Source organism: Nocardia tengchongensis (assembly GCF_054781395.1).
Window position 1 is genome coordinate 125,450 of sequence record NZ_BAAGUM010000012.1, and the last position, 12,241, is coordinate 137,690.

11 protein-coding genes are annotated in these 12,241 nt (G+C 68.8%); 5 read left to right on the plus strand and 6 right to left on the minus strand.

Annotated elements, in window-relative coordinates:
- Nucleotides 1-10 precede the first annotated feature (10 nt).
- Nucleotides 11-496, plus strand: coding sequence for an FKBP-type peptidyl-prolyl cis-trans isomerase (locus ACYVKL_RS25225; protein WP_379174128.1), 486 nt, complete (start codon nt 11-13; stop codon nt 494-496).
- A 336-nt stretch (nt 497-832) separates the two neighbouring features.
- Here ACYVKL_RS25225 and ACYVKL_RS25230 read toward each other — a convergent pair whose 3' ends face one another.
- From ACYVKL_RS25230 to ACYVKL_RS25250, 5 genes are all read right to left on the minus strand, one after another.
- Nucleotides 833-1,579 carry an AraC family transcriptional regulator ligand-binding domain-containing protein gene (locus ACYVKL_RS25230; RefSeq protein WP_379174127.1) on the minus strand — a complete coding sequence of 249 codons (747 nt, stop codon included), beginning with the start codon at nt 1,577-1,579 and terminating at the stop codon, nt 833-835.
- Between the two features lie 438 nt (nt 1,580-2,017).
- Nucleotides 2,018-2,656: an LppP/LprE family lipoprotein gene (locus ACYVKL_RS25235; RefSeq protein WP_379174126.1), complete on the minus strand. Its 639-nt coding sequence runs from the start codon at nt 2,654-2,656 to the stop codon at nt 2,018-2,020.
- Nucleotides 2,657-2,731: 75 nt separating this feature from the next.
- Complete coding sequence (locus ACYVKL_RS25240; protein WP_357194457.1) at nt 2,732-2,950, minus strand: hypothetical protein; 219 nt, start codon at nt 2,948-2,950, stop codon at nt 2,732-2,734.
- A 101-nt stretch (nt 2,951-3,051) separates the two neighbouring features.
- Nucleotides 3,052-5,751, minus strand: a complete 2,700-nt coding sequence (locus ACYVKL_RS25245; RefSeq protein ID WP_379174125.1) for a helix-turn-helix transcriptional regulator — start codon at nt 5,749-5,751, stop codon at nt 3,052-3,054.
- 10 nt (nt 5,752-5,761) lie between these two features.
- Nucleotides 5,762-6,820: a fatty acid desaturase family protein gene (locus ACYVKL_RS25250; protein WP_379174124.1), complete on the minus strand. Its 1,059-nt coding sequence runs from the start codon at nt 6,818-6,820 to the stop codon at nt 5,762-5,764.
- A 255-nt stretch (nt 6,821-7,075) separates the two neighbouring features.
- Here ACYVKL_RS25250 and ACYVKL_RS25255 point away from each other — a divergent pair, with 255 nt between their 5' ends.
- Entirely contained in the window at nt 7,076-8,671 is a 1,596-nt protein-coding gene (locus ACYVKL_RS25255; RefSeq protein WP_379174123.1) for a GMC family oxidoreductase, read from the plus strand.
- 24 nt (nt 8,672-8,695) lie between these two features.
- Here the strand turns inward: ACYVKL_RS25255 and ACYVKL_RS25260 are convergent, their stop codons facing one another.
- Nucleotides 8,696-9,586: a DUF5995 family protein gene (locus tag ACYVKL_RS25260; RefSeq protein WP_379174121.1), complete on the minus strand. Its 891-nt coding sequence runs from the start codon at nt 9,584-9,586 to the stop codon at nt 8,696-8,698.
- Between the two features lie 481 nt (nt 9,587-10,067).
- On the opposite strand from ACYVKL_RS25260, the gene ACYVKL_RS25265 reads away from it, so the two are divergent.
- The 3 genes from ACYVKL_RS25265 (at nt 10,068) to ACYVKL_RS25275 (ending at nt 12,189) form a co-directional block, all read left to right on the plus strand.
- Nucleotides 10,068-10,598: a hypothetical protein gene (locus ACYVKL_RS25265; protein ID WP_379174120.1), complete on the plus strand. Its 531-nt coding sequence runs from the start codon at nt 10,068-10,070 to the stop codon at nt 10,596-10,598.
- A 203-nt stretch (nt 10,599-10,801) separates the two neighbouring features.
- Nucleotides 10,802-11,560, plus strand: coding sequence for a class I SAM-dependent methyltransferase (locus tag ACYVKL_RS25270; RefSeq protein WP_379174119.1), 759 nt, complete (start codon nt 10,802-10,804; stop codon nt 11,558-11,560).
- A 35-nt stretch (nt 11,561-11,595) separates the two neighbouring features.
- The gene (locus tag ACYVKL_RS25275) at nt 11,596-12,189 is read left to right on the plus strand and encodes a hypothetical protein (RefSeq protein WP_379174118.1); all 594 of its coding nucleotides are present in this window, start codon (nt 11,596-11,598) and stop codon (nt 12,187-12,189) included.
- Nucleotides 12,190-12,241 lie beyond the last annotated feature (52 nt).

Here is a 12,241-nt window from a genome sequence, read left to right on the forward strand (position 1 = left end):
AGGGTCACCCATGTCGATCGCCGCTGACAAGGTCGTCTCCATCGAATACACCTTGACGGCCGACGACGGCGAGGTGCTGGACACCTCCGTCGGCGACGAGCCGCTCGTCTACCTGCACGGCGCGGACAACATCGTCCCGGGCCTGGAGCAGGCGCTGGAGGGCAAGAGCACCGGCGACGAGCTGACCGTCGTGGTCGAGCCCGAGGACGGCTACGGCGACTACCTGGCCGAGCTGGTCAGCAGTGTGCCGCGGGACATGTTCGAAGGCGTCGACGAGCTCGAGCCGGGCATGGAGTTCCACGCCGAGGCCCCGGACGGCGAATCCCAGATCGTGGTCGTCCAGCAGGTCGACGGCGACGAGGTCATCATCGACGCCAACCACCCGCTGGCCGGTCAGCGCCTGAACTTCGCGGTCAAGGTAGTCGACGTCCGCGACGCCACCGAGGACGAGCTGGCCCACGGCCACCCGCACGGGGACGACGACCACGATCACTGATCGGTCCCGCTGAAGTCCGGTGCGCCCCGCGCGGGTGGGCTGCCGGTTCACCCTCGGCGCGGGCGGGCTGTGCGACTACCTGTTCTCCACCTCGGCGACCATCGGCGAGGGGCTGGCCACCGTCGGGCCGTTCATCAGCGACATCAGCACCAACCACCGGCTGTCGATGGTGGAAGAGGACAACGGGGAAACCGCCCGCGACCTGACCCACCTGTGGGCCGTCGGCTCGCTACTCGGGCGGCCCCGCCGAGTGGCGGCCGGGCCGTTCGGCGCTAGGAGTCGATCGCCGAACGCCGCGTGTCGGACGGCGGCCTGCCGGCGGTGCGGTCCTGACGGTCATCCCCGATCAGCGTCGTCGGGGCCGACCATCGAAGCGGAGCTGGGGCGGTTGTCGTCGCGGACCGCGTGGAGTCCCTTGAACTTCGGATTCGCCTGCGGCATGGGCAGATCCAGCAGGGCCGGATCCAGGACCAGCACGGTGCGTCGGGCATCGAAGGCGAGGTCGCGCACCCCCAGCACCACCGCGATGCCCTCGTAGACCGGGTCGGCGCCCACCGTCGTCTCGGCGCGCTTGATCGGCTGCCGCATCTGCACCGCGTCGCGCTGCATGGTGACCAGCGCCCCGATGTCGTGTTCGAGGGCGAAACGCCGGATTTCGGCGGGCAGCATGGAATCGTCACGCACCAGCTCGATCTCGTCGCCGCGCCGTTCGATGGTGTGGCGCGCCAGCGAGCAGGACCGCTCCGCGAATCGGATCGCGGTCTCGAACGCCTGCCGGACGGTGGGCTGGCTCATGACCGCGCGTTCGACCGCGCCCAGCTGCGGTGCACGACAGGTGAGTCCGGCCATCAGCCCGAAACCGGCCTCGTCGCCGATGCCGTGCACGATATTGCGCATCACCGCCACCTGTTGCTCGAAGGTGACCTCGGCGCCGGCGTGGGTGAGCTGTGAGTCGCGGATGCCGGTGTGGCGCAGGACGGACGCGATCGACAGCCCGCGGGCCAGCGCGAAATCCACCAGCAATGCCGTGGAGGAGATCGGGCGCATACGGTACGGCGGCCGTGCCGGCCTGTGATCGATCACCGGAGCCCCACTGTCGTCTCTGGTTGGTTGCGCATGTAGCCCGCTGCGAAGAGTGCGGTCTCCGGGTACACCCGCGGCGCGGCCGGTGCGCCCGGATCCCGTATACAGCTTGGTGAACCGCGGGCGGCGCGACCAGCACCGATCGCGCCAAGCCGCCGCTGTTTGCGCCACCGTGTGCCGTTGATCGACGAGTCACTGACGTGCGGCGGGCCCGGCGCCGGACAGGTCGGACTCCATCAGGGCTGTCAGCAGGTCACCGCCGGCCGGGTTGCCCGCGTTCCGAATAGCCCTCGCGCACCGCGGATTCCACACCATCCCCCCTGTCATCCGCTGGACCCTCGCCGAGGTGCCCGGCAGCGACGTCCGCCTCGCCGCATACGGAGCCCTGCAACCGGAAGGCCTGCGGCTGCGGGCCGTCGCACGCTGATCAGCGCGGGCTCACTTGGGTGCGATTGCCTGCGCGGGGAAGTCGCGGTCGGGAGTGACGGTCTGCCCGTCGGATCCGAGGGTGAGGGTGACGACGGCCGGACCGCCCGACGGGCAGCAGTTGGCGTCGTTCCCGGCCAGCCAGCGGTACTGCACCTGCACCGTGCGGCCGGTGGATCCGACCACGCTCGTGTAGGAAGTGGAGCGCTTGGTAGCGGTGCCCAGGTAGCCGTCGTGGTTGAACAGCATGATGTGCCAGGGCGAACTGGCGGTGCCGTGCGGAGTCCCAGCGCGGACCCACAGCAGGGTCGGGCACGAGCCGACGGCTGCGTCGGTGCCGCTCTCGGCATAGAAGCCGTCCCCGCCCACGCCGCCGCCGAGGGTGGCGAGCGCCTTCGTGACCACCGGCGAGGTGAGGCTGACACACTGGCCGTTGGCAGCGGTGGCGGGAGCGGTGTCCGCCGGAGGGCGCGAATTGCCTTGCGAATTCTCCGGCGACTGCGCCGGGGCCGTGGCCGGCGCGGATTCCGCCGCGCTCACCGTCGTGGCGGGCAGGTGCTCCCCGCCGGGGGTCGTCGTCGCTCCGTCCTGGCAGCCGGCCACCGCCAGACTCACGGCGGCGGCTGCGGCGATGCCGATGATTCGTTTCACGGGAAGTCCTTTCAGAAGCGAACCCCGGGCCGCGGGGCCCGGGGTTCCTCGGTCGATCCTGTTTCGCGACAGCGCTCAGAAGCAGTACGGGAACTTGCAGCTGTGCGGATCGTTCGGGCCGAAGATGGCCGCGATCAGACCGTTGATCACCACGTCCGCGCCCGCGGAACCCGTGCTGATCGCCACGTCCTGCACTCCTGCGACAGCTTCGGGCTGCGCGGCCTGGGCCGTCGCGGTGGCGGGTGCGCCGATCAGCACGCCCGCCGCGAGGACCACCAGAGACTTTCGAATCATGTTGCTACCCTTTCGCCGACGTACCCCTCGACAGTAGGAATCGGGGTCGGTGAGGTCCATCGGACGAATGCCCTATTTCTTGCCTAGGGCGTCCGCGCCGGTCAGAGCGGGCCGAGGCGGGCGAGTTCGACGCGGTTGGTGACACCGAGCTTCGGAAACGCCCGGTACAGGTGGTGGCTGACGGTTTTCGGGCTGATGAACAGCTTGGCCGCGATCTCCTTGTTCGTCGCCCCGGCCGCCGCGAGCCGGGCCACCTGCAGCTCCTGCGGCGTCAACGCGGCGGCCTCCGCCGCCGGGGGCGTCGGCGGCCGCTGCGCGGCATCCCCGGCGGCGCGTAATTCGTTGCGGGCGTGGGCCGCCCACGGCAGCGCGCCGAGCCGGTCGAAGGTGTCGACCGCGACGCGCAGCTGGGTGCGGGCCTCGCCGATGCTGCGTTCGCGGCGCAGCCACTCGCCGTAGAGCAGTGCGGTGCGGGCGTGGTCGTACCAGAGTCCTTCGGCCGCTTGCAGTTTCAGCGCGCGAGCGTACCCGTCGCCGTGCGAGTACAGCAGCCCGTGACTGCGCAGCGCGATCGCCTCCGCGAACGGCGAACCCAGGGCCGCGGACCACCGTTCGATCTCCGCCATCGCCGGCGCGGCCCGCTCGGGCTGCCGCGCGCGCACCGCGGCCTCCACCAGGTCCCGCAGCAGGTGCAGCCAATGGCCGCGCAGCCGGTTGGGGATGCGGTGCAAGGTGTCGAGGCGGTCCAGGGCCGGTTCGTACCGCCCGTGCCCGAGATCGAGCAGCCCCCTGGCCCATTCGCGGTGCACGTGGTCGATGAAGTTGTCGTGCGGGTGCGGCCGGCGTGGATCGTCGAGCAGATCCCGGCACCGCTGCTCGTCGCCGCGCATCCCGGCGATGAGCGCGAGATAGCCTTCGCCGAAGGCGATCTGGCCGACCTGCCCGATATCGCGGGCCACCCGCAGCGCGTGCGTGACGATCTCCTCGGCCTCCCACAGCCGGCCCAGCATCAGCTCGGCCGCACCGGTGTAGATGGCGCCGGTGGCGAACCTGCCGACCATGCCCTGGCACTGGGCGTTATCCGAAATCCGCTGTGCCAGCGTGCGGGCGTCCTCGAGATCGCCGATCAGCATCGCCTGCCCGGTGGCGGCCAGCGTCAGCGCGGGATCCTCGGTGTGGTGGCCCGCGGCGACGGTGGCTCGGATCGCGGCCACCCCGGCCGCCAGTTCACCCGAATGCAGCTGTAGCGCACCCGCGACCGCCCGGACCAGCGCGTCGCGCTGCTCGGCCGGTAGTCGCAGCGTGGCCAGCCGGTCGCGCGCATGATGCGCGGACGCGGGTTCGCCCAGGATCCAGGACGCTCGTGCCGCGTCGATGAACAATGGCCCGGCCCTGCCGGGTTCGACGGCGGCGACCTCCTCGGCGGCCGCGAACAACAGGTCCCGGGCGGTGCGCGGATTCCCCTGCTCGAATTCGATCAGCGCCTTCACCCACCCCAGCCGTGCCCGCCCCTCGGCGTCGAGCGGCAGCTGCTGGGCGGGCCGACCCAGTTCGTAGGCGCGCCGGAAATTGCCCGCGGCGGCGGCCCACTCGATGGCCAACAGCATTCGGCGACTACGGATCTCGATATCGGGGGTCAGCGCGGCGGCCCGCTCCGCGGCGGCCGAGGCCGCCGAATACCCGGCCCGATCCACCGCTCGCACGGCCGCCGCCTCCAGCAGGGCCGCGATCGCCTCGTCGGGGCCCACCGTCGCCGCCCCCAGATGCCACGCCCGGCGATCGGGGTCGTCGTCGGAGGCGGCGGCGAGCGCGGCATGGACCGGCTGCCGTTCACCGAAGGCGGCACCGTGATAGGCCGCCGCCCGCACCAGGGGATGGCGGAACCGAATCGCCTGCGCCGTCACGTCGATCAGTCCGGCCGCTTCGGCTTCCGCGATACCCGCCGGATCGACGCCGAGCGCATCGAGCGCCTGCAGCACCAGCCGCAGATCCCCGGCCGTCTCCGCGGCGGCCGTCAGCAGTGCGGTGCGTGCCGCGGGCGAGCGTTCCGCGATCTGCTGCTGGTACCCGCTCGACAGCCGCGACGGTAGCGGCAGCGGCCCCACCGGCAGCGCGTCCAGGTCCATGCGCGGAAACTCCAGCAGCGCCAGCGGATTTCCCGCCGCCTCCCGCAGAATTCGCTCCCGCATGTCCCGCCGCAACCCCGGCCAGTGCGCGGCGAGCAGCCGCGCGCAGGCGTCGTCATCCAATGGCGTCAGGTGAAGTTCGTGGATCCCCGGTAGCGCCGCCTCACCCCGGCTGGCGAACAGGAGCACGATTCCCTCGGCCCCGATCCGTCGCGCGGCGAACCGAAGCGCTTGCGCCGAAGCGGAATCCAGCCACTGCACGTCATCGACCGCGCACAGCACCGGCCCGCCGTCGGCCAGGTCCGCCAGCAGCGACAGGGTCGCCAAACCGACCAGGAATGGATCGACCGTCGCCGCCACCGGCAGCCCGATCACCGCGCGCAACGCGTCGGCCTGCGCCGGCGGCAGCGAATCCACCGGCAGCACACCGGCATTCGCGCCCGCCGCGATCAGCAATTCCTGCAACCCCGAGAACGGCAGCTCCGAATCGCCCTCCACCCCGGCGCACCGCAACACCCGCCAGGACTCCCCGGCCAGTTCCACCGCCCGATCCAGCAGCGCCGTCTTGCCGCCACCGGCCTCGCCGACGATTTCGACTGCGGCGCTGCGCCCGCCCGCGGCCCGGCTCAGCAGATCGCTGATCTGCCCTTCCTCGAGCGCGCGGCCATACAGCATGCACTCCAACCTATATGGCCGCCTGGCGGCCGACGGCGTTCAGGTGACGCAGGGCTTCGGAATAGGAGGTGATCAAGGAGGTTTCGGCGTAGGGGACGCCGAGTTCGGCGCAGAAGGTGCGAACCATCGGCTGCGCCGCGCGCAGGGCCGGTCGCGGCATGGACGGGAACAGGTGGTGTTCCACCTGATAGTTGAGGCCGCCCAGGGCCAGATCGGTCAGCATGCTGCCGCGGACATTGCGAGAGGACAGGACCTGACGGCGGAGGAAGTCGGTGTTGTCGCCCTCGGGGAAGACCTCCATGCCCTTGTGGTTCGGGGCGAACGTGCAGCCCATGTAGAAACCGAACAGGCCCTGCTGGACAGCGATGAACACGAGCGCTTTCACGGGCTCCAACAGTAGGAAGACCCCGGCCAGATAGCCGACGGCGTGGGCGGCCAGGAACGCGCCCTCCCGGACCCGGTGCGGGATCGGCCAGGTCAGCACCGCGCGCACGCTCGAGAAGTGCAGGCTGCCCGCCTCGAGCAGCAGCAGCGGGAAGAACAGCCACGCCTGATAGCGGAAGATGAAACGCCGCCAACCCTTTTCGGTGGCGGCGCGCGCCCCGGAATGAGCCAGGATGCCGCTGACATCCGGGTCGTCGCCCTCGGTATTGGGGTGCGCGTGATGACGGTTGTGGTTGCTGGTCCACCAGCCGATGCTCACCCCGGTGGCGAGATTGCCGACGACCAGCCCGTACCAGTGGTTGGCCCGGCGGGTCCGGAAGATCTGTTTGTGCCCGGCGTCATGGCCGAGGAACGCCAACTGCGCGAAGACCGCGGCCAGCACGACCGCGGGGCCCAGCATCCACCAGGAGTCGCCGATCGCCCACAACGCCGCCCAGGCGGCCGCGAAAACCGCTGCGGTGGCGGCGGTCTTCCACGCGTAGTACGGCAGCCGCCGTTCCAGCAGTCCCGCCTGCCGCACCCGCCGCATCAGGGCCGCGTAATCGCTGCCACGCGGGCGCACGAATTCGGGCGTCACCGGGGGCGGGGTCTGTTCCCGCACCGCCGGTTGGGGTCGTGCCGTCACGATGACCAAGGGTTTTGCACATCCTGCTGTCGAGGTGCGCGGCGATCACGCGTGAGTGCCCGCCGCGGCATGGGATTCCGAATTCGGGCACAGTACCGGCAACGGCTCCGGGCACCCGACACCAGCCTGACGCGCGAGGGTCACTATCAGATGAACGAAACGGGTTCCTGTGCGGTCGGTTTCGAGTACTTTCGCAACACAGTCCAGATTCGTCGCTGACCGGCGACGGGACTTGTGCGGGTAGAAGGGCTGATCATGGCGTCGGACTACATCGTCATCGGGTCCGGCAGCGCCGGAGCCATCATCGCGCGCCGGCTCGCCGACACCGGCGCCACCGTCACCCTGTTCGAGGCGGGCCGTACCGACCGCAGCCGGCTGGTGCGCAAGCCCGGCATGATCGGCCCGATGCACAGCGTGCCGCAGCTCAAGAAGCTGATCGACTGGGGTCACTACACCGTCGAACAGAAGCACGCCCTCGGCCGCACCGTCCCGCAGACCCACGGCAAGGTGGTCGGCGGATCGAGCTCGGTCAACGGCATGGTCTTCGTGCGCGGCAACCGCCGCAACTTCGATGACTGGGCAGGGGCGGGCAATACCGGCTGGTCCTACGAGGACGTGCTGCCCAGCTTCAAGAAATTCGAGTCCTTCGAGGACGGCGCCAACCAATTCCGCGGCGACTCCGGCCCGATCAAGGTGATCCGCGCCCGCGACCTGACACCCGCCTCCGAATCGTTCATGCAGGCCCTGACCGAGACCACCGGAGTGGCCCACAACCCCGACTACAACGGAGCCGAGCAGGACGGCGTCTCCATCCTCCAACAGAGCAACAACAACGGATTGCGCTACAGCACCTCGGTCGGATACCTCGACGACCGCCCGAAAACCCTGACCGTGCTGGCGAACACCCAAGTGCTGCGCATCCTGATCGAGAACGGCCGGGCCGTCGGCGTCGAATACCGCAGCGGGAACCGGACCGAGGTATTGCGCGCCGACCGCGAAGTGATCGTCAGCGCGGGCGCTTTCGGCTCCCCGCACCTGCTCATGCTCTCCGGCATCGGCCCCGCCGACCACCTGCGTGCCTTCGACATCGACGTGACCGCCGATCTCCCCGTCGGCGACAACCTCCACGACCACCTGTTCGTCCCGATGTCCTTCGCCATGCCGACCGCCCTGCGCCGCTCCTCACCCGGCTACTTCGCCCGAGCCTTCCTCCGGGAATCGTTGCGCAACAACAGCACCTGGCTGGCCCGCAGCGTCTTCGAAGCCGTCGCCTTCCTGCGCACCCCCTACACGACAGGCATCCCCGACCTCCAGCTCCACGTCCTGCCCTGGAGCTACCCCGGCCCCAACCAGGACGCCCCCACCCGCCACATCCCCGATCCTCGACAGTCCCTCACCATCATGGTGACGATGATCTACCCCCAGAGCCGGGGCACTCTGCGGCTCACCTCCGCCGACCCCACCGCGGCTCCCGCCATCGACCCCAACTACCTCGCCGAACAGCAGGACATCGACACCTTGGTCCACGGTATGGAACTCACCCGAGAAGTCATGGCCGCCAAGTCGATCACCTCCGCCGTCGACACCGAAATCTCCCCGGGCCCCCAATACCCGAGTCGCGCCGACCTGGCTGCTGAAGTCCCCAACCGCGCCACCACCGTCTACCACCCCGTCGGCACCTGCCGCATGGGTGTCGACGACCGCGCGGTCGTCGACCCACACCTGCGAGTCCGCGGCATCGAGGGCCTGCGAGTGGCCGACGCCTCGATCATGCCCAGCATCGTCGGCGGCAACACCAACGCAGCCACCATGATGATCGGCGAACACGCCGCCTCGATCATCCTGAGCTGAGCGGGCCTGGCCGATGCGCCGTGATCAGATACCGTCGAGGCGAGCCAGCTCGTCGAACACGGCCTCCGCGGTCTTGCGTTCCAGCTCGATCTCGGCCTCCACCGCCGGTGCCAGCGCCGGATTCTCGAGCGCCAAGCCATTGGCGAAGATGGTGGTATTCGCGCCCACGTCCGCGATCACCAGCATCGGCTTGGTCGCCACACCCTTGCCGAGCACACTGTCGAGACCCTCACCGACGAAATAGAACCGCCACAGCGGACCCATCTTCGCGCTGTAGATCCGGTCGGTTCGCTCGGTGATGGCATCGCCGGTAGTCGCGATACTGGCGACGATCGTGAAGTAGTCCCCGGCATCGGCCGGCGTGGACCCCGCCTCCGCGACAGCCCGGGGCAGATCCACCACCAGGTGCGCGTTGTATCCAGCGAGCGCTACGCGAGCAGGCGAGGCCGAACAATCAGCCGCCAGCGCAAAGTAGTTGCGCCAGTGCGCTTCCGGAGTGCCGCCGCTGAACTCGGCATGCACATTGTCGAGAAACCTGCGCAGCAGATCGAAGCTGATCCGATGCGCATAACGAGGGTCCGCGAACGCTCGCGAATCGTGCTGCAACGGCATGACAGCGGCCGCTTCCACGGTATCGAGACCACTCGCAAAGGTGCCGCGCCGATCGGCGTGCCGCTCGAAGATCTCCGTGATGCCGTGCTCACGCGCGACCGCGTCATCCAGCCTCGCCAGCTCATCGTCCCCGGCGAGGGCACTCATATCGGACAGCCGCGCAATCTCGTCGACCTCGGCAGCCGAAAGGACCGGTGCGCAATCGGGCGATACTGCCGGGATGGCCAGCGCAGCCACCGGCGTGACGACCGAGGCAGCGGCGACGGACAGTGCGGCAGCGGAACGCGCAAATGCATTGAGCACGATGGAGTTTTAGCAAGCTTTGCCCGATAGGTGGGGGACCTGCCGTTCGCTCGGTGCGCCGCGTCGGCGAATCTCCCTGGTGACGGGCATATTCCATCGCGCTGTGATGGTCGTCATATGCGAACCGGGTTCACTGTCCAACCCTCCCGTGACCGCCGAATTCCCTTGTTGCACATGGGGCCGGACGGCTGGGGTGCGGAAGCCTTCGACGTTCTTGATCCTCGAGAAAGTTCAATCGGAGCGTGATGGTTTCGTCTCCCGCGGCGAAGGCATCGCCGACCATACGAGGTGGGCGCATCCCAGCGGCTGGCATCGTGTCGTCGATTGGTTCGACGACCTGTAGCCTCGAAGGCACGATCCGCCCGGTTATCGTTGATTCGTCACGAATGGGAGAATGCGGACGTGAGCGTCGGAAGTATGCGGTATAGAACTCAGCACGGAGCTCCGGCGGGTGTCATGGCACTCGTCGGTGAATAGTCCGATGTCGGACCAGGAAGGTCCGGGGCGAGGATCCCTGCCGGGACCCGGCTCGAACAGGTCCGATGCGGTCGAACGGCTGCGCGCGAAGCTGGAAGCCATGCGGGCCGGCGAGACCGCCACCCCCGACGCCGAAGACTCGAAACTCACCAGACTGCCGCGCCGGCCGCGCCGCACCACCGAGACGGCCCCCGGACCGCCGCCGATGCCCTGGAATCCGCCCGGCGGCTCCATCTACGATCCCGCGCCGACCCGGCCGGTCACCCGGGCCGAACTGCAGGGTGAGACCGGCTGGCTGCCCGTCGACCCCGGCCGCGCACCCCACCCGGCCGCCGGCGACGCCGCGAGCCGCGGCGACGGCAGCGTCATCGATTTCGACGCGGCCCGCCGCCGCCGAGCCGGTGACAACGCCCCGGCCACCGGCATCCGGCCCATCGCCAAACCCCGCCGCATCCGCCCCGGCACCGACGAATCCACCGCGGAACACCCGGCGCCCAGCGCCTCCGACCCGGACGATCCGGCCCCGCGGCGCTGATCGCTCGACACGCCCGCCGCTCGCGAGATCAGTTCCCCAAGGGCTCCGGTTCTGCACAGTCGAGGGTGATGGATCCGAGTCGCGCGACAGCCACCCCCCGATCCTAGGGTTCCGGCAGGGTGCGGAAGCACGCGGAATAAGCTCGGTCTCAGCGTTTGGCACGGCCCTTCAAGTGTTGCCCGTCCGCAATCAGAGGAGGCGTCTTGAGCAGGGAACCGAACCACAGTGTTCAACCGGACTTCGAAGCGCTGTATCGCGACGCGTCATCGGAACAGGACGCTGCCTCATTGATCCCCTGGGACATCGGCGGCCCACAGCCGGTAGTGCAGCAGTTGGTGGCCCACGGTGCCGTGCGGGGCGAGGTGCTCGACCCCGGGACCGGCCCGGGACATCACGCGATCTACTACGCATCCAAGGGCTACTGGGTAACCGGTATCGACTCGTCCCCGTCGGCGATCGAGCGGGCCGAACGCAACGCCGAGCGCGCCGGGGTGCAGGTGGACTTCCAGGTGGCCGATGCCACCACACTCGAGGGCTTCGAGGATCGGTTCGACACGGTCATCGACAGCGCCTTCTACCATGTGTTCCTCGATGACGAAGAAGTCCAGACCCGGTACGCGCAGGCCCTGCATCGGGCCACCAAACCGGGGGCGTCCCTGTTCATGTTCGAATTCGGCCGCCACAACGTCAACGGCCTTCAGCTCGAAGGTTTGCCGGCGGAGAATTTCGAGCGAGTGCTTTCCGCGGGCGGGTGGCGCATCGACCACCTGGGAACCACCACCTACGAGGCCAACTTCAGCCCGGAGACGTTCGCTCACATGACCAAGGAGATGAGCGACGACCCTGGATGGGCTGATCGGATGCAGCCGATGATCGAGCAACTCCAGATCATCGGGCCGTTGCTGCAGAACAACCGGGTGCACCTGCCCGTGTGGGCGGTGACCGCCACTCGCCTCGACTGACCTCGTACGTCGGTCTGCGGTGGCAGGATTCGGGTGTGGGTGACTATTTCGAACGAATCGTCGACCTCGATGTGACCTCGGCCGAGGCGAGCACGTTGGCCGCACACATGGTGGACTGGATGGTGTCGCGGCGATGGCTGCTTCGGCAGACTTCGCGCGACGCGATGTACAGCAGTCAGGTCGACGAAGGCTATGTGCCGGGCGCGGACTGGCCGCAGATCACCGAGAATTGGGCCGCCGACTGGATTCCCGGCCCCGTAGCCGTCATCGTCGGACGCCACGACCACTACTCCGGACGGGGTTACATCGAACCGGCCTCCGCGGTATGCCCACACTGCCAGGACACCACCGTGATCATCGACTACCCGGAGGAATGGGAAGCCGATCCCGCTGTATGGCAGCCATTCTCGGACGCCATCAACGCTTGGAAACAAACAGGCACCGGCGCGGCAATCTGCCCCTCTTGCACCACACCGAGCCCTATCACCGTCTGGCAGTGGGCAGACGACTTCGCTCTTGGCAGTCTCGCCTTCGACTTCTGGAGTTGGCCGCCCCTCACCGAGGACTTCATCATCGAATTCGCCAGCCGGCTCGGGCACCGAATCGAACACCACATCGGCAAGTTCTGAACCGGGGATTTCGACAATCAGCTGAGCGCCGCGTGGTGACTTTCGAACTCGG

What these genes read in the sequence shown, in the direction of transcription:
- ACYVKL_RS25240 (WP_357194457.1), bottom strand. Translation starts at nt 2,950, where the DNA reads ATGATTCGAAAGTCTCTGGTGGTCCTCGCGGCGGGCGTGCTGATCGGC.
- ACYVKL_RS25245 (WP_379174125.1), bottom strand. Translation starts at nt 5,751, where the DNA reads ATGCTGTATGGCCGCGCGCTCGAGGAAGGGCAGATCAGCGATCTGCTG.
- ACYVKL_RS25225 (WP_379174128.1), top strand. Translation starts at nt 11, where the DNA reads ATGTCGATCGCCGCTGACAAGGTCGTCTCCATCGAATACACCTTGACG.
- ACYVKL_RS25265 (WP_379174120.1), top strand. Translation starts at nt 10,068, where the DNA reads ATGTCGGACCAGGAAGGTCCGGGGCGAGGATCCCTGCCGGGACCCGGC.
- ACYVKL_RS25255 (WP_379174123.1), top strand. Translation starts at nt 7,076, where the DNA reads ATGGCGTCGGACTACATCGTCATCGGGTCCGGCAGCGCCGGAGCCATC.